Genomic DNA, 25,476 nt, shown 5'->3' with positions numbered 1-25,476 from the left:
GACCTACCTGATAAGCGGATAACGCAGTAGAAAGGAGCCACAAACGCTGCCCGACGGGTTCGGCTAAAAGCGTTTTACTCTTTGTTGAGAGGTGTTTTGCTTAGAGTGACTAGGCTACAAACAACTAGCCGTCCGCCTCTCGCCGCGATTAAAACGCTTTTATCTCGAACAAAATTTAACCGCAAAAGGTCAACAGACCCTACAACTATAGAGGTTGATATGCCCCCAATAATCGAGAATGGCTGGTTGACGCAAGCAAAGCATGTTCCGTCGCCTTTTTTTGATGCTCGTTCAGATACAAATGATATCTCTCTGCTTGTTGTTCATAACATCAGTTTGCCGCCCGGCCAGTTTGGCGGTCCTTATATAGAGGACTTTTTCTGTGGGAAATTGGACCCGAAATCGCATCCATTTTTTGAAGTAATTCACAAAATGGGGGTTTCGGCTCATTGCTTAATTAAGAGAAATGGCGAGATTGTACAGTTTGTGTCCTTTCTTGATAGAGCATGGCATGCTGGCCAGTCAAGTTTTGCCGGACGAGCTGGATGCAATGACTATTCGATAGGTGTTGAACTGGAAGGGACTGAGTTTGTCGCATACACAGATGAGCAATATCAGTCACTTGCGGGTTTATCTCAAGCGATCATGTCGCAATACCCTAACATTACCCCCCAGCGAATTACTGGCCACCAGTACATCGCCCCGCTGAGAAAAAGTGACCCTGGCTTAAGCTTTGACTGGGTCAAGTATCGACGACTGATTTGAAATTAAGTTGTGATAAATATGTAAATTATAAAAGCTAGAATCAATAAGGCATGGTCTCAACCATGCCTTTTTGTATACAAAAAATAATTACTTTTGTTGAAAATTAACTACATTTTTGTGTGTACAGCGAGGGAAGTGGCCGATATTTGCCCTGATCTTTTTGTCATTTTATGCTTTTACTTTCAAAATGCTCAGCACGTCATTTCCCCACTTGTTTTGTTATTGTAATTGGTAAGACCAATTTTATTGCTGTTTTAACCGTCAATTGTTATCAGAGTGTTTTTGCTAGGCCCGTTCTATGATTTAGGTCAATTTTTGGCTGGACAGTGACGTTTTAATTATGTTAATTTCTGCACCAACTTAAAATTGGTATTACCAATTACCTGCAAGAGTAGAAGAATAATAAATTATGGCTTATCAAAGGATTCGTCAGCCAAAGCTCTCTGATGTTATTGAACAAGAGTTAGAAAGGTTGATTGTGGAAGGAACATTGTCTCCGGGGCAGCAGTTGCCTCCAGAGCGCGAACTGGCAAAACAGTTTGATGTTTCTCGTCCGTCGATCCGTGAGGCAATTCAACGCCTTGAAGCTAAGCGTCTTCTTACTCGCCGTCAGGGTGGTGGCACTTTTGTTAGTGAGAACATCTGGAAAAGTTTTTCCGATCCTCTGCTAAATTTATTGTCTAGTCACTCTGAAACTCAGCTGGATTTACTGGAAACGCGCCACGCGATGGAAGGTATTGCAGCTTACTTTGCAGCCGTTCGTGGTACCGAAGAAGATTTTGCTCGAATTCAAGCCTGTCTTGAACGAATCAGCCAAGCGCAATCCAATGATGACGTTGCAGCTGAATCGGCGGAAGTAATGCAGTTCTTAATTGCTTTAACTGAAGCGGCTCACAACGTAGTACTACTGCATATTGTGCGCAGCCTGGCACCTTTGCTTGAGCAAAATATTCTACAGAATTTTAAATTATTGCATCGCCGCCCTGAGGCGGTCGAGAAAGTAAGTAAACACCGAGCTAACATCGTGGATGCGATCGTATCTGGTCAGCCAGAAAAGGCGCGTGAGATGTCACATTCACACTTAGCTTATATTGAAGAAACATTGTTGGATTTGACCAGAGAAGAGTCTCGTCGTGAACGCTCTTTACGTCGAATGCAACAGGGCAATGACTCTTAAAGACGATTTGCTTGTTTTATAGATCCAACCAACAGAAGGATAGATCGCCATGTCTGATATGAAGCATGACGTAGATGCACTGGAAACTCAAGAATGGCTACAAGCACTTGAGTCAGTTGTACGTGAAGAAGGCGTAGAGCGTGCTCAGTTCCTACTTGAGCAAGTTCTAGATAAAGCACGTCTAGACGGTGTTGACATGCCAACTGGAATCACCACGAACTACATCAACACGATTCCAGCAGATCAAGAACCAGCTTACCCAGGTGACACAACACTTGAGCGTCGTATTCGTTCCATCATTCGCTGGAACGCAATCATGATCGTTCTACGTGCATCGAAGAAAGACCTAGAACTAGGCGGCCACATGGCGTCTTTCCAGTCTTCTGCTGCATTCTACGAAACATGTTTCAACCATTTCTTCCGTGCTCCAAACGAGAAGGATGGTGGCGACCTAGTTTACTACCAAGGTCACATTTCTCCAGGTATCTACTCTCGTGCATTCGTTGAAGGCCGTCTAACTGAAGAGCAGCTAGACAACTTCCGTCAAGAAGTAGATGGTAAAGGTATCCCGTCATACCCGCACCCTAAACTAATGCCTGAATTCTGGCAGTTCCCAACCGTATCTATGGGTCTAGGTCCGATCTCTGCGATCTACCAAGCTCGTTTCCTTAAGTACCTTGAAGGCCGCGGCATGAAAGATACTTCTGAGCAGCGCGTTTACGCGTTCCTAGGTGACGGTGAGATGGATGAGCCAGAATCACGTGGTGCTATCTCTTTCGCTGCGCGTGAGAAGCTAGACAACCTATGTTTCCTAATCAACTGTAACCTTCAGCGTCTAGACGGCCCTGTAATGGGTAACGGTAAGATCATTCAAGAACTTGAAGGTCTGTTCAAAGGTGCTGGCTGGAACGTAGTTAAAGTAATCTGGGGTAACAACTGGGATTCTCTACTAGCTAAAGATACAACTGGTAAGCTTCTACAGCTTATGAACGAAACAATCGATGGCGATTACCAAACGTTCAAAGCGAAAGACGGTGCATACGTACGTGAGCACTTCTTCGGTAAGTACCCAGAAACAGCTGCACTAGTTGCTGATATGACTGATGACGAAATCTTCGCACTTAAGCGTGGTGGTCACGAGTCTTCTAAGCTATACGCTGCATACAAAAACGCGGCAGACACTAAAGGCCGTCCAACGGTTATCCTAGCTAAGACTGTTAAAGGTTACGGCATGGGTGAAGCGGCTGAAGGTAAGAACATCGCGCACCAAGTTAAGAAGATGGACATGACTCACGTTCTACACCTACGTGATCGTCTAGGTCTACAAGATCTTCTAACTGACGAAGCAGTGAAAGAGCTTCCGTACCTGAAACTTGAAGAAGGTTCAAAAGAGTACGAATACCTACACGCTCGTCGTAAAGCGCTACACGGTTACACGCCTCAGCGTCTACCGAACTTCACTCAAGAACTGATCGTTCCTGAACTAGAAGAATTCAAGCCTCTACTAGAAGAGCAGAAGCGTGACATCTCTTCTACTATGGCATTCGTACGTTCACTGAACGTTCTGCTTAAGAACAAGAACATTGGTAAGAACATCGTTCCTATCATTGCTGACGAAGCACGTACATTCGGTATGGAAGGTCTATTCCGTCAAATCGGTATTTACAACCCGCACGGCCAGACTTACACACCAGAAGACCGTGGCGTTGTTTCTTACTACAAAGAAGCGACTTCAGGTCAGGTTCTACAAGAAGGTATCAACGAGCTAGGTGCTATGTCTTCATGGGTTGCAGCAGCAACTTCATACTCGACAAACGACCTACCAATGATCCCGTTCTACATCTACTACTCTATGTTCGGTTTCCAACGTGTTGGCGACATGGCGTGGATGGCTGGTGACCAACAAGCACGTGGTTTCCTACTAGGTGCAACTGCTGGTCGTACTACACTGAACGGTGAAGGTCTGCAGCACGAAGATGGTCACTCGCACATCATGGCGGGTACTGTTCCTAACTGTATCTCTTACGATCCGACATTCGCTTACGAAGTAGCGGTAATCATGCAAGACGGTATCCGTCGCATGTACGGTGAGCAAGAGAACGTGTTCTACTACCTAACGCTAATGAACGAGAACTACGCAATGCCAGCAATGCCAGAAGGCGCTGAAGAAGGCATTCGTAAGGGTATCTACAAGCTAGAAACTTACACTGGTTCTAAAGGTAAAGTTCAGCTAATGAGCTCTGGTACTATCATGAACGAAGTACGTAAAGCAGCTCAAATCCTTAGCGATGAATACGGTGTTGCATCTGACGTTTACTCTGTAACGTCATTCAACGAAGTAACTCGCGACGGTCAAGCGGCTGAGCGTTACAACATGCTACACCCAGAAGCGGAAGCGCAAGTACCATACATCCAAACAGTAATGGGTACTGAGCCAGCTATCGCAGCAACTGACTACATGAAGAACTACGCAGAGCAGGTTCGTGCATTCATCCCTGCTGAATCTTTCAAAGTTCTTGGTACTGATGGCTTCGGTCGCTCAGACAGCCGTGAAAACCTACGTCGTCACTTCGAAGTGAACGCAGGTTACGTAGTAGTAGCAGCGCTAACTGAACTAGCGAAACGTGGCGAAGTTGAGAAATCTGTAATTGCTGAAGCAATTAAGAAATTCGACATCGACACTGAAAAAACAAACCCGCTATACGCTTAATTAAGAAGGTAGATAAGAAATGGCAATCGAAATTAATGTACCAGACATCGGTGCGGATGAGGTTGAAGTTACTGAGATTCTTGTAAGCGTTGGCGACAAGGTTGAAGAAGAGCAGTCTCTGATCACTGTTGAAGGCGATAAAGCTTCTATGGAAGTTCCTGCTTCTCAAGCGGGTATCGTTAAAGAAATCAAAGTTGCAGAAGGCGACAAGGTTTCTACTGGTTCTCTAATCATGATTTTCGAAGCCGAGGGTGCAGCTGAAGCTGCACCTGCTCCTGCGGCGGAAGCAGCTCCAGCAGCAGCTCCAGCTCCAGCAGCAGCGGCAGAACTGAAAGAAGTTCACGTACCAGATATCGGTGGTGACGAAGTTGAAGTTACTGAAATCATGGTAGCAATCGGCGACAGCATCGAAGAAGAGCAATCTTTGATCACTGTAGAAGGCGACAAAGCTTCTATGGAAGTTCCTGCACCATTCGCAGGTACGCTTAAAGAGATCAAAGTAGCAGCAGGCGATAAAGTATCGACTGGCTCTCTAATCATGGTATTCGAAGTAGCAGGTTCAGGCGCTCCAGCAGCAGCTCCTGCGGCAGTAGAAGCACCAGCGGCAGTAGCTCCAGCAGCATCTGCGGCAAAAGAAGTTAACGTTCCAGATATCGGTGGCGACGAAGTAGAAGTTACTGAAATCATGGTTGCAGTTGGCGATACAGTGGAAGAAGAGCAATCTCTAATCACTGTAGAAGGCGACAAAGCTTCTATGGAAGTTCCTGCACCATTCGCTGGTACTGTTAAAGAAATCAAGATTGCAGCTGGCGACAAAGTGTCTACTGGCTCTCTAATCATGGTATTCGAAGTGGCGGGCGCAGCTCCAGCTCCTGCAGCGGCTCCAGCTCAAGCGGCAGCACCTGTAGCAGCAGCTCCAGCAGCTCCAGCAGCTCCAGCAGCAACAGGCGATTTCAAAGAGAACGACGAGTACGCTCACGCGTCTCCAGTTGTTCGTCGTCTAGCTCGTGAGTTCGGCGTAAACCTTTCTAAGGTTAAAGGTTCTGGTCGTAAGAGCCGTATCCTGAAGGAAGACGTTCAGAACTACGTGAAAGAAGCGCTTAAGCGTCTTGAGTCTGGTGCAGCAGCATCTGGCAAAGGCGACGGTGCAGCTCTTGGTCTACTACCATGGCCAAAAGTGGACTTCAGCAAGTTCGGTGAGACAGAAGTTCAACCTCTATCTCGCATTAAGAAGATTTCTGGTGCTAACCTACACCGTAACTGGGTAATGATCCCGCACGTTACACAGTGGGATAACGCAGACATCACGGCTCTTGAAGCATTCCGTAAAGAGCAAAACGCGATTGAAGCGAAGAAAGACACTGGCATGAAGATCACTCCACTAGTGTTCATCATGAAAGCAGTTGCTAAAGCACTTGAAGCGTTCCCTGCGTTCAACTCTTCTCTATCAGAAGACGGTGAGAGCCTAATTCTGAAGAAATACGTGAACGTTGGTATCGCGGTAGATACGCCAAACGGTCTGGTTGTTCCTGTATTTAAAGATGTGAACAAGAAAGGCATCTACGAGCTATCTGAAGAGCTAATGGCTGTTTCTAAGAAAGCTCGTGCTGGTAAGCTAACTGCGGCTGACATGCAAGGTGGCTGTTTCACTATCTCTAGCCTTGGCGGCATCGGCGGTACTGCGTTTACTCCAATCGTGAACGCGCCAGAAGTGGGTATCCTAGGTGTATCTAAGTCAGAGATGAAACCGGTATGGAACGGTAAAGAGTTCGAACCGCGTCTACAACTTCCACTGTCTCTATCATACGACCACCGTGTGATCGATGGTGCGGAAGGTGCGCGTTTCATCACTTACCTAAACTCATGTCTATCTGACATTCGTCGTCTAGTTCTTTAATAGAAGTTAGATGTATGAGAGGCGGCAATTTAGCCGCCTCTGCTAATAATAATTACTGAACAATTTGGTTATCGCCCTTATTCACTATGGGGTTTTCACAATCGAATTGTTGTCTAGCTCACAGGCTAAATTGATTTACTTTTCACGCCATTAACATCTCTGTAAACTGTTAGCGGTCTGAAAGTCACTGTTTAAAAAATCTTACTTAAACAAAAAGAATCAAAAATCACTCAGCCTGTTAGGGATAATGACTACAAGAGGTCAAAATGAGCAAAGAAATTAAAGCCCAAGTTGTTGTACTTGGTTCTGGTCCTGCTGGTTACTCTGCAGCATTCCGTTGTGCGGATTTAGGTCTTGAAACTGTACTAGTTGAACGTTACAGCACTCTTGGCGGTGTGTGTCTGAACGTGGGTTGTATCCCATCTAAAGCACTTCTTCACGTTTCTAAAGTAATTGAAGAAGCAAAAGCAATGGCTGATCACGGCGTTGTATTTGGCGAACCGCAAACTGACATCAACAAAATCCGTATCTGGAAAGAAAAAGTTGTTAACCAACTTACTGGCGGCCTAGGTGGCATGGCTAAGATGCGTAACGTAACTGTTGTTAACGGTTACGGTAAGTTTACTGGTCCTAACTCTATCCTTGTAGAAGGTGAAGGCGAGTCAACTGTTGTTAACTTCGACAACGCAATCGTTGCTGCTGGTTCTCGTCCAATCAAACTGCCATTTATCCCGCATGAAGACCCACGTATTTGGGATTCTACTGACGCTCTTGAACTAAAAGAAGTGCCAGAAAAACTACTTATCATGGGTGGTGGTATCATCGGTCTGGAAATGGGTACGGTTTACCACTCTCTAGGTTCTAAAGTTGAAGTTGTTGAGATGTTTGATCAGGTAATCCCTGCAGCAGACAAAGATATCGTTAAGGTTTACACCAAGCGTATCAAAGACAAGTTCAAGCTAATGCTAGAAACGAAAGTAACAGCAGTTGAAGCGAAAGAAGACGGTATCTACGTTTCAATGGAAGGCAAGAAAGCACCTGCTGAAGCAGAGCGCTACGATGCTGTTCTTGTTGCTATCGGTCGTGTACCAAACGGCAAACTGATCGACGGTGAAAAAGCGGGTCTAGAAATCGACGAGCGCGGCTTCATCAACGTTGATAAGCAAATGCGTACTAACGTTCCTCACATCTTCGCGATCGGTGATATCGTTGGTCAACCAATGCTTGCTCATAAAGGCGTGCATGAAGGTCACGTAGCTGCTGAAGTTATCTCTGGTAAGAAGCACTACTTTGACCCTAAAGTTATCCCTTCAATCGCGTACACTGAGCCAGAAGTGGCTTGGGTTGGTAAGACTGAGAAAGAAGCGAAAGACGAAGGCATCAAGTACGAAGTGGCAACATTCCCATGGGCTGCATCAGGTCGTGCGATCGCATCTGACTGTTCAGACGGTATGACTAAGCTAATCTTCGACAAAGAAACTCACCGCGTAATCGGTGGTGCTATCGTTGGTACTAACGGTGGTGAACTACTTGGCGAAATCGGTCTTGCGATCGAGATGGGTTGTGATGCAGAAGATATCGCTCTGACTATCCACGCTCACCCAACTCTACACGAGTCTGTTGGTCTAGCTGCTGAAGTATTTGAAGGTTCTATCACTGACCTTCCAAACAAAAAAGCAGTTAAGAAGAAGTAAGTTTCTTTACTGATTAAATAATAAAAACCGCTGAACATTCAGCGGTTTTTTTGTTTTTAACAGCTAAGTTTCAAATATAAAAAAGCCTGGCAGAAGCCAGGCTTTATGATTTTTGGTGTAGACCTTACTGATTGCGATCGTAAATACAAAGCATATCAAGGTATGAACTTACGAGATTTTTCAGCTCATCTTCACCCTTAAAACGGTTTGCTTGTACAAACAGTGAGTAGCAAATGCCGTGGAACAAGTTAGTCAAATGTTCTGGTTGATGCGTGTTACAGATTTCACCACGCTCAATTGCTTTGATAAACATGTTCTGTACCAACAGCTGGTTGGTGCGGTTGGTTGACACGAATAGTGGCCAAACTTCGTCGCGTGTCGATGCGCTCCACTCAAACCATACTTTCAGCCAGTGGCAATCTTGATTGACTAGCTCAATCATTGCGCTGGTGATATTCGCAATATTGTCACGAGCGTGTAGGTCTAGATCGATATTATCTGAAAGGAAGTTCGAGAACTGACGTACTACGTGGTTCAGCACTTCATCAACGAGATCTTCACGAGTTGGGAAGTAGTTAAAAACGGTAGCAACAGAAACCTGCGCGATTTCAGCGATATCCGCATGACCACCGCGGCCAATACCGCGACGCGCAAATACTTCCAACGCGATTTCCATGAGTTGTTGTTTACGCTTAATAGGGGAAAGCCTAGTACGGGCTCTCTTTGCAATTGAGTCCATTATATTTACCTTGCCATTTTCGTTGAATGGGGGGAAATCCCCCTAATTGATTATTTTAATAATTGCTTAAAGCAAGTGATGAGTGTAATGGTGCATATACTCAAGGTCAACATTTGTTGTGTGATTTGTAGACAGTAATGCCCTGATTGTTGATGCTTTTCGTCATAATCTGGCGAAAATACGGTTACGCTCTCAAGAAAATCGGAAAAGGGTTGTGGCTTTCAACACAATGAACGTGGTGATACACTACGCGCCGTAAGATTAGGTGATCGTTTGCGCGCGATTGACCTTAACCCACCAAATAAATTGAGCAGAGTATGAAACATACAGTAGAAGTCATGATTTCTGAGGAAGTCGTTCAGGATCGAGTTCGTGAAATAGGCAAGCAAATTACTGAGCGTTACCAAGGTAGCGAAGATCTGGTTTTGGTTGGCTTATTGCGTGGTTCATTTGTTTTTATGGCCGACTTAGCCCGTGCCATTGACCTGACTCATCAAGTCGATTTCATGACGGCTTCAAGCTACGGCAATACGATGGAAAGTTCACGTGATGTTCGTATCCTGAAAGATCTGGATGACGATATCAAAGGCAAAGATGTGTTGCTTGTTGAAGACATTATCGATACCGGTAATACGCTGAACAAGATTCGTGAGATCCTGTCGCTGCGTGAGCCAAAATCTATCGCAATCTGTACCTTATTGGATAAACCATCTCGCCGTGAAGTGAACGTGCCAGTTGACTGGATTGGCTTTGAAATTCCGGATGAGTTTGTGGTTGGTGTAGGTATTGATTACGCTCAGAAATACCGTCATTTACCATTTATCGGTAAAGTTGTGCCTCAAGAATAAGCACAGGTCCATTATCGGATTATAAAAAATCAGATAGAAAAAACGCCCATTTCGAAATGGGCGTTTTTTGTTTAATCCACTTGTCGTATTAACGACACAGCAGCTTGTTCTCGGAGTTTAAAATCGTCGACAAGGCTGTTTTGTACGACTCTTCAACGGTTTCTTTAGAGTTAGAGCGAATACCCAGATACTCTAAACGGCCGTCTTCAATACCATAAACAAAGCCGTGAATCTCAACGTCTTGTCCACGCTCCCATGCATTTTGCATGATGGTTGAATTACCCAAGTTATAAACTTGTTCGGCAACGTTAAGTTCACCTAGTTTATCGGCACGATCTTCCAGAGGCATTTGATCCAGATAGGTGCGATGTTTGAAGTAAATATCACGAATGTGCAATAACCAGTTATTGATCAAACCGAGTTGCGGATTATCAATCGCAGCGTTAACACCGCCACAACCGTAGTGACCACATACGATAATGTGTTTTACTTTGAGAACGTCAACGGCATATTGAACAACAGAAAGGCAGTTTAGGTCTGTGTGGATGACTTGGTTTGCAACATTACGGTGAACAAATAACTCTCCGGAGTAAAGGCCGGTTAATCGTTCTGCTGGTACGCGGCTGTCTGAACAACCAATCCAAAGAAAATCGGGTTTCTGGCCCTCTGCGAGCTTAGCGAAATATTCAGGGCGATCAGACTTAATCTCTTCTGACCATTTTGAATTATTCTCAAATAATTGTTTAATTTCCGGCATCTTGCAAATAACTTCCCTTAAATGACAAAAGCACTGATAGCTCTGCTGTTCAAATATAGCAAGCGATCAGAATTTCAACTATACACAATGTTACAATTTCGATCCCGTTAAATATTCGTCAGACAGGACTCATCTGACGTGTTCTTACCAATAAATTCGTACAATTGAGCTCGTTTATTTATCTCCCTTCAAAGCCCATGAAATAGTTATGGTTTAAGGGAGAATGTCACTGGTTACAATGAGAGTTTGGTTTGATATTAATGCAAGGGAATTAAGTGTTGTTCGGGAATCGATTTGAGGATATCAATTTCAAAGGGGACATCTTTGGTGGTGTCACTACGGCAATTATCTCGCTGCCTTTGGCTTTAGCATTTGGTGTCGCTTCAGGAGCTGGCGCAGAAGCTGGCCTATGGGGTGCGATCATGGTGGGTTTGTTTGCTTCTCTGTTTGGTGGTTCTAATACGCTGATATCAGAACCGACCGGGCCGATGACCGTCATTATGACCGCTGTATTGACTAGCATGATGGTGAAATATCCGGAAACAGGCATGGCGATGACGTTTACTGTCGTCATGATGGCTGGTGCATTTCAGATTTTGCTAGGGACACTTAAGCTGGGTAAATACGTTACCTTAATGCCTTACAGTGTGATTTCCGGCTTTATGTCTGGCATTGGTGTCATACTGATTATCCTGCAATTATCTCCTCTGCTGGGACATGCAGCGCCTTCAGGTGGGGTACTAGGGACACTATCCGCATTACCAGAAACTATTTCTAACCTGAAGTTTAGTGAGCTGTTCTTAGGCTTGCTAACATTAGGTATTCTGTTTTTCTTCCCAAAACAATATCGCAAGTATGTCCCTGCTCAGCTGGTGGCACTGGTTGCTGTCACGCTGTTGTCTGTGATGCTGTTTGATACGGATGACATTCGCCGGATTGGTGAAATCCCGGCAGGTCTGCCTTCGTTGGTGGCACCACACATTAATCCAGACATGTTTGTCGAGATGGTTATCGATGCGCTGGTCCTGGGTACCCTTGGCTGCATCGATACACTACTGACGGCGGTTATCGGTGACTCGCTAACGCGTAAAGAGCATGATTCTGATAAAGAACTGCGTGGTCAGGGTTTAGCGAATATGATTTCCGGATTGTTTGGTGCGCTACCGGGTGCGGGGGCGACGATGGGAACCGTGACCAACATTCAGGTTGGTGCGCGCTCACCGTTATCTGGTGTGGTACGTGCGCTGATGCTGGCATTAGTCGTATTGGTTGCTGGCGGGCTGACTGAACCAATTCCAATGGCGGTACTGGCTGGTATCGCGGTGTATGTCGGATTTAACATTCTCGACTGGAGCTTTATTCAACGTGCTCACAAGGTCAGTTTTTCGGGTATGGCGGTGATGTACGGGGTGATGCTACTGACTGTATTCGTCGATCTGATTGTTGCGGTCGGTCTCGGGGTGTTTATCTCCAACATCATTATTATCGAACGCCTGAGCCGTGAGCAGGCGCGCCAAGTTAAAGCCATTAGTGATGCTGATGAAGATGATGTGCCTCTAACAGACAGTGAAAGAGGGCTATTGGATCGAGCCAACGGCACGGTTCTGTTCTTCTACCTTTCTGGGCCAATGATCTTTAGCGTATCAAAAGCGATTTCTCGTCAGCACTCAAGTATTGCCGATTATGAAGTGATGATCCTGGATCTCACGGATGTACCAATGATTGATGTGACCGTGGGGTTAGCACTGGAAAACGCGATAAAAGATGCGCTGGATGCGAATTGTGAAGTGTATCTGTTGTGCCCAAATCAACGTACGCGTGAACAACTAGAAAAGTTCCACGTGATCGATCTGGTTCCGGCTGCCAACATTTATCGATTCCGCTATGAAGCTTTGAACGCCGCAGTTGCCCATGTTGAGGAAGCACAATACCAACGCATTACTGCGTAATTCACCCAGTTTCTATTTTCAGCTCTGCCAAGCCTTTTGGCAGAGCTCGTTATCTCACTGCCTGTTCCAGACTCTCATTTCCCTCTGTTATCGACTCGCCAAGGCTCAGAAACCATAGGTTACTGTGGATTAAGCGTCCAAGTTTATCGAAAGGTTTAATTGTAATCATCGTTATTCAACGATAAACTAATAATCCTTCACTGCAATACCGAAAGATGTTTCTGGGGCATCGGCTCTTAATCGTTCAAATACTCTCACTTGGTATCAGCAATCACGAATTACAACAGACGGCAATCAACTACGCTATGTACGCATTAGAAATCGAACAGCTACGTAAAACGTACGCAGGCGGCTTTGAGGCGTTAAAAGGCATCAGTCTACAAGTTAAACAAGGTGACTTTTACGCGCTTCTCGGCCCAAACGGGGCAGGGAAATCAACCACAATCGGTATTATCGCTTCGCTTGTCAACAAAACTTCCGGAACCACCAAAGTTTTTGGTTATGACATCGACACCGACCTTGAATTAGCGAAACAAAATTTAGGTCTGGTTCCTCAGGAGTTCAACTTCAACCAATTTGAATCGGTTGAGCAAATCGTTATTCAACAAGCAGGGTATTACGGCGTACCAAAAGCGGTTGCAAAAGAGCGTGCACAGAAATACCTGACTCAACTTGACCTTTGGGATAAACGTTCAGAGGCTGCTCGTAATCTATCAGGTGGTATGAAGCGTCGACTCATGATAGCCCGAGCGCTAATGCATGAACCAAAATTACTGATCCTGGATGAGCCAACGGCTGGCGTGGATATCGAATTGCGCCGTTCAATGTGGGAATTTCTTAAAAAGATTAATGCTCAAGGTATCACGATTATTCTTACCACTCACTATCTTGAAGAAGCGGAAATGCTTTGTCGCAACATCGGTATTATTAATCGCGGTGAGCTGATCGAGAACACTACGATGAAAGGCTTGTTATCTAAACTGCAAGTCGAGACGTTTGTCCTGGATGTTGAGAATGAAAGCTGTCTTCAGCCTCTGGATGGCGTCATTTCTCAAACATTGAGAGAAGGCTCTCTAGAAATTGAGCTTGAGAAGTCGGAAGGCTTGAACCATGTGTTTACTCAGTTAACTGAGCAAGGGGTCAGAGTGCTATCGATGCGTAATAAGGCTAACCGCTTGGAAGAGTTGTTTGTCCGTATTGTTCGCGAGCAGAGTTAAGGAAACGGTATGTATCATATTTATTGGACTGCTTTTGTCAGTTTGCTGGGTAAAGAAATTAATCGCTTTACGCGTATTTGGGTACAAACGTTAGTTCCGCCTGTGATTACCATGTGCTTATATTTCATCATCTTTGGTAATCTTATTGGTTCGCGTATCGGCCAGATGAACGGATTTAGCTATATGGAATACATTGTTCCTGGCTTAATCATGATGTCGGTCATTACCAACTCATACTCAAACGTCGCTTCGTCATTTTTCAGTGCAAAAATGCAAAAAAATATCGAAGAATTGCTTGTGGCCCCGGTTCCTAACTATGTCATTATTGCTGGTTATGTCATGGGGGGAGTTACCCGAGGCTTGTTGGTTGGCACCTTTGTCACTTTCGTCTCGCTATTCTTTGTTGATTTGAATGTGGATCATTGGGGAATTATATTCCTGACCGTATTTATGACTTCGGTTGTTTTTGCGTTAGGTGGATTAATCAACGCTGTATTTGCTAAGACGTTTGATGATATTTCTATTGTCCCTACGTTTGTCCTTACGCCATTAACCTACTTAGGCGGGGTTTTCTATTCGATCAGCCTGTTACCAGAGTTTTGGCAGGGCGTGTCAAAAATCAATCCGATCGTCTATATGGTCAACGCTTTCCGTTATGGATTTTTAGGCGTATCGGATGTGGGCATCGTGACATCGTTTAGTGTACTAGGGGTTTTTGTTGTATTGCTGTATGCAGTGGCGCATTACTTAGTAACCAAAGGTAAAGGTTTACGCACCTAGACTTTACCGATGAAGTGACAACAAAAAAGGTCGACTCGAAGTCGACCTTTTGTTTTTACTTTTGCTTGCTAGGCATCATTTGACTTGCCATCGCTTGATTCTGAATTATCTTTAGCTTCAATAACCATATCGACGGTTTGATTGTCGATCAGACGAACATTACCTAAAAATGCTGACATCAGAATAACGGCTTGTGCTGTGTCTGCCGTGATCACATCTAAGGTGCGAGCATCACGGATAAATATTTCATCCGGATGTAACCCCGCCGCTCTGAGCTGATCACTTGCATCTTCAATGATTGAAGCGTAATCATCACGCCCGCCACGCATTGCACTGCTAATCCAACGCATGGTACGTGCAAGCACTGGTGCACGCTGACGTTGATCAAGCGTAAGTAGACCATTGCGAGAGCTCATCGCAAGCCCGTCCATTTCACGAACGGTCGGTACGCCTACGATTTCAATATCCATTGCCAGGTCATCAACCATCTTGCGAATAACAGCAAGTTGCTGGAAGTCTTTTTCGCCAAAACAAGCCAGATCTGGCTGGACAATATTAAATAACTTATTGACGATAGTTGTCACGCCGCGGAAGTGACCCGGACGAGAGGCGCCTTCTAAAGTGGTCGAAAGACCAGGTACATCGACAAAAGTCTGCTTATCTAATCCTTCTGGGTAGATAATCTCCGGTGTTGGAGTGAACACTAGCTCAACCCCTTCAGCGGAGAGCTTGCTGAGGTCTTCATCCAATGTTCGCGGGTAGTTACTTAAATCGTCGGCACGTTCAAACTGCATCGGGTTAACAAAGATGCTTACGACAACCACATCAGCGTATTCGCGAGCTTTACGAACAAGTGTTAAATGACCGTCATGAAGATTGCCCATGGTTGGGACAAACGCGATTTTACGTCCTTCACGCTTATAGGTTTTTACCTGTTCACGAACCGCTGAAATTTCCGCAAAAGTTTGCATTTACTTATCCTCTAAGCAATGGTATGTGCATCGTCTGGGAATACACCGTTTGCAACATCTTCCATGTATTTTGCAACGGCTTTGCGCATATCACCTGTTTCTGCAAGAAAGTTTTTGGAGAATTTAGGCATGTAGTTGGCAGAAATACCAAACATATCATGCATGACAAGAATTTGACCGTCAGTCGCATTACCTGCACCGATACCGATGACTGGTACGTCAAGCAACTGGGTGATGCGTTCTGCTAGAGCTGCAGGAACACATTCTAGTAGGATAATTTGAGCACCCGCTTCTTGAAGTGCAAGTGCGTCTTTGACCATGCGATCGGCGTTTTCCTGCTCGCGACCTTGTACTTTATAGCCACCAAAGATGTTTACAGACTGAGGCGTCAGACCCAGGTGAGCACAGACAGGAACCGCACGTTCAGTAAGCATTTTAACGGTATCAACTAACCAATCACCGCCTTCGATCTTCACCATGTTTGCGCCAGCACGCATGATTTTTGCTGCATTTTCGCAGGCTTGCTCTGGCGTTGCGTAGCTCATGAATGGCATATCAGACATCAGCAAACAGTTTGGGCTACCAGCACGAACGCAGCGAGTGTGGTATACGATATCTTCTACAGTGACTGGCAGCGTATCGTTTTCGCCTTGAAGCACCATGCCTAGTGAGTCACCCACTAGTAGTACTGGCATTTCCTGGCTTTCAAAAAGTTGGGCAAAACTTGCATCGTAAGCTGTTGAAGTAGCAAATTTACGACCTTCTTGTTTGCACTTAATAAGGTCGTTAATGGTCATTTTTTTCATTGTTTTATCCTTACTAGGAGTTGGCTATGACTGCCAAATATTGAGGCCGTTTCTATCTACTTGATTCAGTAGTGAAGAGACCTCGGTCCCATCAGGGAGTTGTAAACTTGGTGCAATTTCCGCAAGAGGGTAGAGCACGAACTCGCGCTCTTTCATTCCGTAGTGAGGAATGGTCAGTCTTTCGGAATTAATCACCTCATTGCCGTAAAGTACAATGTCGAGATCCAATGTTCTTGGCCCCCAACGTTCATCTTTACGGACACGCCCTTGCTCTTGCTCGATCGCTTGGGTGCAATCAAGCAGTTGCAAAGGCGTCAAATTGGTCTCAATGGCCACGACCGCATTAATGTAATCCGGCTGATTTTGTGGCCCCATAGGCGTGCTGCTGTAAAGCTGTGAAGCTTTCACAAATTTTGATTCAGGTAGTGTTTTTAGCGCTTCGATCGCTTGTTTTGCTTGGCTGACAGGATCAGCCAAGTTGCTGCCTACCGCAATGTACGCTGTGATCATGACTTAGGCTTACTCTTTTTCTTGCGATAGGTTTTACGGCGACGCTGGCCTTTCGGAGCTTGGTCGTCGAGATCACCAGCCATTGCCTGGCGCATTTCTCGGCCTGCATTTTGGAAAGTTTCCCACCACTTGGCAAGCTTCTCTGTCTCCCCGCCTTCAATTTCGCCGCGCATTTCAAGAAAGTCGTAACCCGCGCGGAACTTGTTTAATTCCATAAGGCGTGAGGCGCGCTTACCATTGCGTCGTGGCAGGCGTAATTGCAGTTGCCAAATCTCGCGAATAGTCGCAGTGTGACGTCGTGGGATCGCAATTGTGCGAACCTGCTCATCAAGGATGATGTTACTGGCTTCCATGATGGCATCGTAATAGCCAAGATGGCGTTGTTCCATCAGTTTCTCGGCAACGGCACACAGTGGATACCACAGCATCGCTGCGAACATAAATGCAGGGTTGATGCGTTTACCTTCTTCGATTCGCATATCTGTAGAATCGAGGACCAAATCGAGCATCTGTTCGGTATGAGATGAGTAGTCTTCAGTGAAGTGCTCAGAAATCGTCGGGAAAAGCTGTTGGAATAAGTTGTATTCGCGCAGCAGGTGGTAGGTTTCTAAACCTTGACCAGACTGCAACAGCTTTAACGATTCTTCGAAAAGACGTGCAGATGGGATGTCACGCAATAGCGTCGACATTTCTTCGATTGGCGCTGCGGTGTCTTCTTCAATATCAAAGTCGAGCTTAACGGCGAAACGAATCGCACGTAGCATGCGTACCGGATCTTCACGGTAGCGAGTTTCTGGATCACCGATCAGGCGAATCAGACGATCTTCTAAGTCCTCGATACCACGAGCATAATCGTGAATCGAGTAATCCGCGATGTTGTAGTACATCGAGTTGATCGTAAAATCGCGACGTTCAGCATCTTCATCGATGGTGCCGTACACGTTGTCGCGTAACAGCATGCCTTCTTTTGATTGCTGAGAAATACTTTTGTTTTTCTGCTCTTGATGGTGACCACGGAAGGTCGCGACTTCAATGATGTCACGGCCAAACATGATGTGAGCCAAGCGGAAACGACGCCCAATCAAGCGGCAGTTTCTGAATAGCTGTTTTATTTGCTCTGGTGTTGCATTGGTCGCAATATCAAAGTCTTTTGGTCTCTGTCCAAGCAGTAAATCTCGAACCCCGCCACCCACAAGAAAAGCATCGAAACCAGCACCATTAAGGCGGTACAGTACCTTCAGTGCATTGTCACTGATCTGCTTACGCGAAATGTTGTGCTCTTCACGAGTTATTACATTGAGAGCGAGCTCTGGGATTGTGGCAGGTTCGCTTGGTGTATAGTCGTTTGTATTCATGTGCATCTGGCAATAACTGGGTTTAATCCAATTTTGCTTTGGTTAGTTTTGGTGCCCTCGGGCAGATTTGCGGCTAATGATAGCACTACACAGCGCCATTTGAGAATCATGCTGTGATTTCGATCTCTGTTGGTAGCTGTTCTAACTGCCAGTTCTCGCTGCCCCAGCGAAGGATATTCGTAATATCTGAGGCGCGTATTTCTTCTGGTATATCAAAGCCTAAAAACGTCATCGCTTTTAGTAGTGCTGGCTTCGGATTGTCAATATCAATAGCCGTCGCGTGATTTTGTTTCGACAGTTTATTGCCGTTGTCATCTATCGCCAATGGTAAGTGCAAGTAACTGACTTCAGGTTGCCCCAGAATTTGGTACAAGCTGATTTGGCGCCCAGTCGGTTCAATTAAATCTGCGCCACGAACAACTTCAGTGACCCCTTGGTCGATATCATCCAATACTACCGCAAGATTATAAGCAAATAAGCCATCTCGACGTTTAATAATGAAATCTTCATTAACCAGTTGTTCTGGAATCTGAATAGTTCCATGTTTCAGGTCGAAGAAACTGGCGATAGGTTTGGTCATTTTTAGGCGTATTGCGCCTTCTTTCAAGTTTTTATCTCGGCAAGTGCCCGGATAAAATCCACCATGCTGCTTAATTTGCTTGCGTGTACACTGGCAATAATACGCGTCACCATTTTCTAGCCAAGTATCTATTTGAGCCTGGTAGAGATGATGACGCTGACTCTGGTAAACCACCTCGCCATCCCAATGTAATTGGTAAGCTTGCAGTGCTTCCAGAATGGCTTGTGTTGCGCCGGGCATTTCCCTTGGAGGATCGAGGTCTTCTATGCGAACTAACCATGATCCATGGTTAGCTTTTGCCTGAAAATAACTGCCAAGGGCGGCTACCAGTGAGCCAAAATGCAGTGGCCCTGAAGGAGATGGGGCGAATCGGCCAACATAGCTTGTCATGTGTGTGAATCTCGAACAGATAAGCCAAAACAAAAAGGGAGCCAGAGCTCCCTTCCATAATCAAAATGCGTGGTGATTAGCCTTGCATCTGCTTTTCTTTGATTTCTGCAAGTGTTTTACAGTCGATACAAAGATCGGCAGTTGGGCGTGCTTCAAGACGGCGAATGCCGATCTCTACGCCACAAGACTCACAAAAGCCGAAGTCATCTTCTTCGATTTTGTCTAACGTCTTTTCAATCTTCTTGATCAAACGGCGCTCACGATCACGATTACGCAGTTCTAGGCTGAACTCTTCCTCTTGAGAGGCGCGGTCCACTGGATCAGGGAAGTTTGCTGCTTCATCCTGCATATGGTGAACAGTACGGTCCACTTCAGATCTTAGCTGATCACGCCAAGCCGTTAGGATTTTCGTAAAGTGTTCAACCTGCTCTGGTGACATGTATTCTTCACCAGGCTTTTCCTGATATGGCTCCACGCCTGCAATGGCTAGGATGCCAATCGTTTTTTTCTTTGATTCTGGCATACAGCATCTCCTACTTACACCTAGTCAACTGCTTCGCAGTCTATTTAAGGCGGGTATCTATAGCAAAAAGAGGCGGTGCAGGCAAATACTGATTTGCAATCTTATCGTCAATGTGAAGATAACATCATTTTTTCTCTAAATTGATGAAATCAACAGCGGAAATTAGCGATATGTCAGTACTGCTTAGTTCAGCTTTATAGCAGAGAACTTCGACTCCAGCGTCTTGTGCTTGTTTGAGTAATTGTGAATATTTTGCGTCTATATGGTGTGCCGCAGATACTTTTTCAATACCCGAATGTAAAACAGTAAATAAAAGTATGGCTCTACTTCCATTTTGTGCCATTTCTGTGAGCTCTCTCAGGTGCTTTTGTCCTCGAGTAGTGACTGCATCGGGGAAGTATCCTTGCCCATCCGAGTGAGTTTCATCAAGAAGAGTGACGCTTTTCACTTCTATATAACACTTTGGTTTATCACTTGCGCTGAGCAAGATATCAATTCGGCTATTTTCATTGCCATATTTCACTTCAGTTTGAAGTGTGTCATAACCGCAAAGTTCTGAAATGACGTTATTTTCAATCGCCTCAACCGCTAATTGGTTGGCACGCGCGGTATTGATACAAATTCGATGGCCGAGTTCGGTTTCACTGAGCTCCCAGCTATTAGGGTATTTACGCTTAGGATTATCGGATGTCGAGTACCAAACTTTATTACCAGGTGTAGCACAGCCAGTCATTGCGCCTGTGTTGGCACAATGGATGGTACGAATTTCACCGTTATCAAGCTCAATATCGGCAAGGAAGCGTTTATAGCGTTTAAGTAGAGTCGCTGACTCTAAAGCGGGTTCGAAATGCATTTTGCTTATTTAGACAGGAATGTTTTTATGTACAATGTTGCCATCATTACACCATAAGGTATTTCCTTTGTCACAATTGCCGATTGAAGCCGTGATGCCTCAGTTACTTGCCGCGGTCAAAAACCAACATCAGGTCATCCTTAAAGCTGCGCCAGGTGCAGGTAAGTCGACTTACTTTCCTCTCCAACTTATTAAGCACAAATTGGTGACGGGCAAAATTATTATGCTGGAACCAAGACGACTGGCAGCCCGCAATATTGCTCGTTATTTGTCTGAACAACTAGGGGAGCAAGTGGGGCAAAGTGTCGGGTATCGTGTTCGCGGTGAGACAAAGGTAAGCGCTGCAACGCAATTGGAGATCGTGACGGAAGGGATCATGACGCGCATGATCCAAAATGACCCTGAACTGGATGGTGTCGATCTACTGATTTTCGATGAATTTCATGAGCGCAGTATTCATGCGGATACGGCGTTGGCATTCAGTTTAGAAGTTCAGGAAGCGCTGCGCGATGATCTTAAGCTGGTGGTGATGTCGGCAACCCTCGATCAAGATGCTTTGCAAGCGTTGCTACCCGAAGCGAGTTTTATTGAATCAGAAGGGCGCAGTTTTGATGTTGAAACTCGCTACGCACCGCTCGCCGTTAATGATCATTTTCCCGTTGTTATGGCCAAAACGATTGAGAGCTTGATCAATAAAGAGTCCGGCTCTTTACTGGCTTTTCTTCCCGGCGTTGCTGCGATAAAACAGGTTGAAGAGCGCTTATCGCATTTGCCAGCGGACGTCGAAGTTTGCCCACTATACGGCCAGCTTAGCTTTGCTGAGCAGCAAAAAGCGATCTCTCCGGCGGTAAAGGGGAAACGTAAAGTCGTACTGGCAACGAACATCGCGGAAACCTCCCTGACTATTGAAGGTATTCGCCTTGTTGTGGATTCTGGTTTAGAGCGTATCGCACGTTTTGATCTCAAGAATGGTCTCACCCGTCTGGAGCAGGTTCGTATTGCCCAGTCTTCGGCGATACAGAGGCTGGGGCGAGCTGGTCGAATTGAAGAGGGGATTTGTGTTCGCCTCTATTCTGAAAGTCAGTTCAAGCAGCAACCAACGGTACCGCAGCCTGAAATTCTGCATTCTGATCTGGCGAGTTTGGTTATGGAGCTGGTTTTCTGGGGCGCGAGTGATATTCAGGACCTAAAATGGCTCAATATCCCCTCTCAAGCCGCTTTGAGTCAGGCGAAGCAACTGTTAGTTTCACTTGGGCTTTTAACTGAACAAGGTCAATTGACGGCGGATGGCAGACAGGCTCATGAGCTTGGTGTGGAACCTCGCGCGGCCGGTATGTTGATTAAATCTTCGCAGCACAGTGAGAAGATGTTAAATACTGCGCTTGCAGCGGTCGCCCTTATAGAAGAGCCAGAAAGAAACGTCACCAATATTGCCCATAGCTTGCATCGCTGGGTAACAGGAACACATCCGAAAAGGTCGTTGTTGCTTAAACGCGCGCAATCTTTGTCTCACAAGCTGGATGGTGCCTTTTCCGTTGCTGATGTCGATGAGAGTGCGTTGCCGCTGGTATTGAGTCTGGCGTTTCCGGATCGCATTGCGCAGCAACGCAGTAATCAATACGGTCGCTTCACGCTAGCGAATGGTCACGGTGCGGAATGTCGCCCCGACGATACCTTAGGCGCCAGCGAGTATTTAGTTGCGGTTGATCTTATGCGTTCACATTCCAATTCGAGTCAAATTCATTTGGCGTGTGAATTGGACGTCAACTTACTGCAAACTACGTTTAAGTCGCTATTTTCCTCTGAAGAACTGGTGGATTGGGACGAAAAAAGAGGGCGTTTAATCGCGCAGCGGCAACAAAAACTCGGTCAGTTGGTGATAGAGCGTGAGTCGTTGCCAAGCCCGGGCAAAGAAAAAATGACACAAGCTTTACTCACTTATGTCCGCCGTCAGGGATTGAGCAGTCTAAACTGGTCGCCGACAGCAGAGAGTTTGATCGAGCGTATTCGCTGTGCGATAGACTGGCTTCCAGAGCAACCTTGGCCAAGTTTTGATAACGAGAGTTTGCTTGAATCACTGGAAGAGTGGCTAGAGCCGTACATGGCGTCCGTAGCGTCAGTAAAAGATCTGAATAAGGTTAATTTGACGGAAGCTTTGAATGCGCGTTTAGGCTGGCCCTTAAATCAGAATATTGATGAGTGGCTACCTGAGCACTATCAGCTACCGACAGGCACAAAGAAACGTATTCGATATCAATACGGTCATGAGCCTGTGTTATCAGTCAGAATGCAGGAAGTCTTTGGCGAAAGCACATCGCCGACTGTTGCTTTAGGGCGTAAACCTTTAGTGCTGGAGTTACTTTCTCCGGCGCAGCGTCCATTGCAAGTAACAACCGACCTCGCTGCGTTCTGGAAAGGCAGTTATAAAGACGTGCAAAAAGAGATGAAAGGGCGCTACCCAAAACACGTTTGGCCAGATGATCCTGCCAGCCATGTAGCGACAACGAAAACAAAAAGACAATTGAATAATGACTAACACTAAAAAGCCAAGCACAAAAAAAGCGCCTGCGAAGAAAAAAACAGCAGCGAAAAGTACGGCAACACGTAACAAACGTAGCCCGGGTAAAAAGCCGGACAATGGCAAACGTTCGTGGTTGAAAACGTTGTGGTCGTTCGGCTGGAAAGCGGGTGTTGCGCTGGCTGCGGTATTGTTGTTCGTCGGAATCTATTTAGATAGCGTGGTCAAAGAGCGCTTTGATGGTCAGCTATTTGAACTGCCAACCGTTGTTTACGCGCGTATTCTGAATTTGAGCCCGGGTGAGAATATCACCATCAAAGAGCTGCGCAATGAATTGGATGTACTCAACTATCGAAAGGTGAGCACGCCTCGTTATCCGGGAGAGTACTCTTCATCTTCTACCCGCATTGAATTAATTCGTCGTCCATTTGAGTTCGCTGATGGCCCGGAGCCAGATCGTCACGTGATGCTGCATTTCTCTGACGGTGGTTTACAGCGCATTCAGTCTTTGGAATCCAAAGGGGATCTTGGCTATCTGCGTCTTGAACCTAAAATGCTGGGTATGTTGGAGAAAGATCAGGACGAGCAACGACTGTTTTTACGTCGAGATCAGTTCCCTGAAATTTTGGTGGATGCGCTACTGGCTACTGAAGACCGAAACTTTTATCAACATGACGGTGTTTCTCCGCTGGCCATCGGGCGTGCGCTGGTTGCGAATATTAAGGCAGGCCGCACGGTCCAGGGCGGCAGTACACTGACTCAGCAGTTGGCGAAAAACTTATTTCTTACCCGCGACAAGACATTGTGGCGTAAGCTACGTGAAGCCTACATTGCGTTGATTCTGGATTACCGCTACAGCAAAGATCGTATTCTGGAAGCGTACTTAAACGAAGTGTACTTAGGGCAAAGTGGCGGTGAAGCGATCCATGGCTTTGGTTTGGCCTCGCGTTACTACTTTGGCCAGCCGATCAGTGAGCTACGCGTCGATCAACTTGCCATGTTAGTCGGTATGGTCAAAGGACCGTCTTATTACAACCCTATTCGCTATCCAGAGCGAACCAAAGATCGCCGTGACCTGGTATTGCGTCTGTTGATGCAACAAAATCTACTGACGGCACAAGAATATGATCAGGCAGCCAGTCGTCCGCTTGATACGCAAAGCAATCCTCGTATTGCCAGCCGTCAGCCTGCTTACTTCCAGCAATTGAACATCGAGCTGAAAGAAAAAGTCGGCGAACGTTTTAAGGCGGAAACGGGGTTAAGAGTCTTCACCTCTCTCGATCCGGTATCGCAAAGCAAAATGGAAAAAGCCATCGCGAAAAAGATCCCAGAGTTGGCGAAGAGAGGCGGTAAAGATCTCGAAGCTGCAGCGGTGGCAGTTGACCGCCATAGTGGTGAAATCCGCGCGATGGTTGGCGGGAAGAGAGCGGGTTATGATGGATTTAACCGAGCGCTGAATGCGAGCCGTCCTATTGGTTCTTTGGTGAAGCCTGCGATTTACCTGACTGCACTGGAGCAACCGGAAAAATACAATCTGGGAACAACGCTGCATGACACGCCACTAAGTCTCAAAGGCAGTGAAGGCACGGTTTGGACACCGCGTAACTACGATCGTAAATATCGTGGCGATGTGCCACTGTACCTTGCGTTAGCGAAGTCGCTTAATGTACCAACAGTGCGTTTGGGTATGGAGTTAGGTATTCCTGAAGTGACGAATACGTTAGAGCGCTTAGGCGTAAGCAAAAATGAAATCCGCCCAGTGCCTTCTATGTTCCTTGGCGCGTTTTCATTGACGCCGCTTGAGGTGGCTCAGATGTACCAGACTCTGACAAACTCTGGCAAACGAGCAAGGTTAACAGCACTTCGCTCAGTTATTGATATGGAAGGAAATGTTCTATACCAATCACTTCCTCGCTCGTCTCGTGAGGTTGATGAACAGGCGGCATGGCTCACCACTTACGCGATGAAACAAGGCGTTGCTCAGGGTACGGGGCGCTATTTGCAGAATCAATTTTCTTGGGCTGCATTGGCTGGTAAAACAGGTACCAGTAATGATACCCGCGACAGTTGGTTTGTGGGCGTGGACGGTCGAGAAGTTACCACTATCTGGCTGGGCCGTGATGACAACAAACCAACCAATCTAACCGGCGCAAGTGGTGCTTTACGTGTGTATGCCGAATATTTGGCTCAGCGTATTCCTGAACGTTTAGCCTTACCTTGGCCACGAGAAGTGACAACTCTGGGCTTCAAACAAACAGCCGAAGGCGGGTTGGAAATGAACTGTCGTAGCGAATATAAACTGCCGGTTTGGGATAAAACAGGTCAGGTAAAGCAGCAGTGTGAGAAAAAATCCAACTGGATTAATGATTTATTTAATTGGTAGTGTCGCTAAACTGCAAGTGGAAACTTGTTTCACTGGTCAATTCTTAGTACATAT

The 25,476-nt window shown here is 46.0% G+C and carries 20 protein-coding genes; 11 read left to right on the top strand and 9 right to left on the bottom strand.

All coding sequences use genetic code 11. The features are described from left to right. Positions 1-219 precede the first annotated feature (219 nt). The 5 genes from ampD (at position 220) to lpdA (ending at position 8,243) form a co-directional block, all read left to right on the top strand. Complete coding sequence (ampD, locus tag DBX26_RS12305) at positions 220-765, top strand: 1,6-anhydro-N-acetylmuramyl-L-alanine amidase AmpD (protein WP_118119344.1); 546 nt, start codon at positions 220-222, stop codon at positions 763-765. A gap of 409 nt (positions 766-1,174) precedes the next feature. Further along, the gene (pdhR, locus tag DBX26_RS12300; protein ID WP_014232947.1) at positions 1,175-1,942 is read left to right on the top strand and encodes a pyruvate dehydrogenase complex transcriptional repressor PdhR; all 768 of its coding nucleotides are present in this window, start codon (positions 1,175-1,177) and stop codon (positions 1,940-1,942) included. Positions 1,943-1,991: 49 nt separating this feature from the next. Continuing rightward, on the top strand, positions 1,992-4,652 hold the full coding sequence (gene aceE, locus DBX26_RS12295; RefSeq protein ID WP_014232946.1) for a pyruvate dehydrogenase (acetyl-transferring), homodimeric type: 2,661 nt from the start codon (positions 1,992-1,994) through the stop codon (positions 4,650-4,652). 19 nt (positions 4,653-4,671) lie between these two features. Continuing rightward, on the top strand, positions 4,672-6,549 hold the full coding sequence (gene aceF / locus DBX26_RS12290; RefSeq protein ID WP_118119342.1) for a pyruvate dehydrogenase complex dihydrolipoyllysine-residue acetyltransferase: 1,878 nt from the start codon (positions 4,672-4,674) through the stop codon (positions 6,547-6,549). A gap of 266 nt (positions 6,550-6,815) precedes the next feature. After that, on the top strand, positions 6,816-8,243 hold the full coding sequence (gene lpdA, locus DBX26_RS12285) for a dihydrolipoyl dehydrogenase (protein WP_014232944.1): 1,428 nt from the start codon (positions 6,816-6,818) through the stop codon (positions 8,241-8,243). 124 nt (positions 8,244-8,367) lie between these two features. Here the strand turns inward: lpdA and DBX26_RS12280 are convergent, their stop codons facing one another. Further along, positions 8,368-8,982 (bottom strand): LuxR/HapR/OpaR family quorum-sensing transcriptional regulator, encoded by a 615-nt coding sequence (locus DBX26_RS12280; RefSeq protein WP_020333941.1) that lies wholly within the window; start codon positions 8,980-8,982, stop codon positions 8,368-8,370. A 317-nt stretch (positions 8,983-9,299) separates the two neighbouring features. Here DBX26_RS12280 and hpt point away from each other — a divergent pair, with 317 nt between their 5' ends. Beyond that, on the top strand, positions 9,300-9,830 hold the full coding sequence (gene hpt / locus DBX26_RS12275) for a hypoxanthine phosphoribosyltransferase (RefSeq protein ID WP_014232942.1): 531 nt from the start codon (positions 9,300-9,302) through the stop codon (positions 9,828-9,830). 88 nt (positions 9,831-9,918) lie between these two features. On the opposite strand, the gene can is transcribed toward hpt, so the two are convergent. Beyond that, positions 9,919-10,587 (bottom strand): carbonate dehydratase, encoded by a 669-nt coding sequence (gene can, locus DBX26_RS12270; RefSeq protein WP_014232941.1) that lies wholly within the window; start codon positions 10,585-10,587, stop codon positions 9,919-9,921. A 278-nt stretch (positions 10,588-10,865) separates the two neighbouring features. Between can and DBX26_RS12265 the strand changes: the two genes are divergently transcribed. The 3 genes from DBX26_RS12265 (at position 10,866) to DBX26_RS12255 (ending at position 14,533) form a co-directional block, all read left to right on the top strand. Then, complete coding sequence (locus DBX26_RS12265; RefSeq protein WP_014232940.1) at positions 10,866-12,536, top strand: SulP family inorganic anion transporter; 1,671 nt, start codon at positions 10,866-10,868, stop codon at positions 12,534-12,536. Between the two features lie 305 nt (positions 12,537-12,841). Beyond that, positions 12,842-13,753 carry an ABC transporter ATP-binding protein gene (locus DBX26_RS12260; protein WP_014232939.1) on the top strand — a complete coding sequence of 304 codons (912 nt, stop codon included), beginning with the start codon at positions 12,842-12,844 and terminating at the stop codon, positions 13,751-13,753. Between the two features lie 9 nt (positions 13,754-13,762). Next, positions 13,763-14,533: an ABC transporter permease gene (locus tag DBX26_RS12255; RefSeq protein WP_014232938.1), complete on the top strand. Its 771-nt coding sequence runs from the start codon at positions 13,763-13,765 to the stop codon at positions 14,531-14,533. A gap of 68 nt (positions 14,534-14,601) precedes the next feature. On the opposite strand, the gene panC is transcribed toward DBX26_RS12255, so the two are convergent. The 7 genes from panC to sfsA all read right to left on the bottom strand — a co-directional run bounded on the left by panC (position 14,602) and on the right by sfsA (position 20,521). Then, positions 14,602-15,504, bottom strand: coding sequence for a pantoate--beta-alanine ligase (gene panC / locus DBX26_RS12250; RefSeq protein ID WP_065297358.1), 903 nt, complete (start codon positions 15,502-15,504; stop codon positions 14,602-14,604). Positions 15,505-15,515: 11 nt separating this feature from the next. Further along, positions 15,516-16,310 carry a 3-methyl-2-oxobutanoate hydroxymethyltransferase gene (panB, locus tag DBX26_RS12245; RefSeq protein ID WP_020333937.1) on the bottom strand — a complete coding sequence of 265 codons (795 nt, stop codon included), beginning with the start codon at positions 16,308-16,310 and terminating at the stop codon, positions 15,516-15,518. Positions 16,311-16,334: 24 nt separating this feature from the next. Next, complete coding sequence (gene folK / locus DBX26_RS12240; RefSeq protein WP_118119340.1) at positions 16,335-16,820, bottom strand: 2-amino-4-hydroxy-6-hydroxymethyldihydropteridine diphosphokinase; 486 nt, start codon at positions 16,818-16,820, stop codon at positions 16,335-16,337. Then, complete coding sequence (gene pcnB / locus DBX26_RS12235) at positions 16,817-18,181, bottom strand: polynucleotide adenylyltransferase PcnB (protein ID WP_065300178.1); 1,365 nt, start codon at positions 18,179-18,181, stop codon at positions 16,817-16,819. Before pcnB ends, folK begins: the two co-directional genes overlap by 4 nt. A gap of 100 nt (positions 18,182-18,281) precedes the next feature. Beyond that, positions 18,282-19,145 (bottom strand): tRNA glutamyl-Q(34) synthetase GluQRS, encoded by an 864-nt coding sequence (gluQRS, locus tag DBX26_RS12230; protein WP_118119336.1) that lies wholly within the window; start codon positions 19,143-19,145, stop codon positions 18,282-18,284. Between the two features lie 76 nt (positions 19,146-19,221). Then, positions 19,222-19,668: an RNA polymerase-binding protein DksA gene (gene dksA / locus DBX26_RS12225; protein ID WP_014232932.1), complete on the bottom strand. Its 447-nt coding sequence runs from the start codon at positions 19,666-19,668 to the stop codon at positions 19,222-19,224. 124 nt (positions 19,669-19,792) lie between these two features. Then, positions 19,793-20,521: a DNA/RNA nuclease SfsA gene (sfsA, locus tag DBX26_RS12220; protein WP_014232931.1), complete on the bottom strand. Its 729-nt coding sequence runs from the start codon at positions 20,519-20,521 to the stop codon at positions 19,793-19,795. Positions 20,522-20,588: 67 nt separating this feature from the next. Between sfsA and hrpB the strand changes: the two genes are divergently transcribed. Both hrpB and mrcB read left to right on the top strand, forming a co-directional pair. Beyond that, entirely contained in the window at positions 20,589-23,057 is a 2,469-nt protein-coding gene (hrpB, locus tag DBX26_RS12215) for an ATP-dependent helicase HrpB (RefSeq protein ID WP_118119815.1), read from the top strand. Then, complete coding sequence (mrcB, locus tag DBX26_RS12210; protein ID WP_118119334.1) at positions 23,050-25,422, top strand: penicillin-binding protein 1B; 2,373 nt, start codon at positions 23,050-23,052, stop codon at positions 25,420-25,422. Before hrpB ends, mrcB begins: the two co-directional genes overlap by 8 nt. Positions 25,423-25,476: the final 54 nt, after the last annotated feature.

This window comes from Vibrio sp. dhg (genome assembly GCF_003443775.1).
Lineage (GTDB): Bacteria > Pseudomonadota > Gammaproteobacteria > Enterobacterales > Vibrionaceae > Vibrio > Vibrio natriegens.
This window is presented reverse-complemented; position numbering and strand designations above follow the sequence as displayed.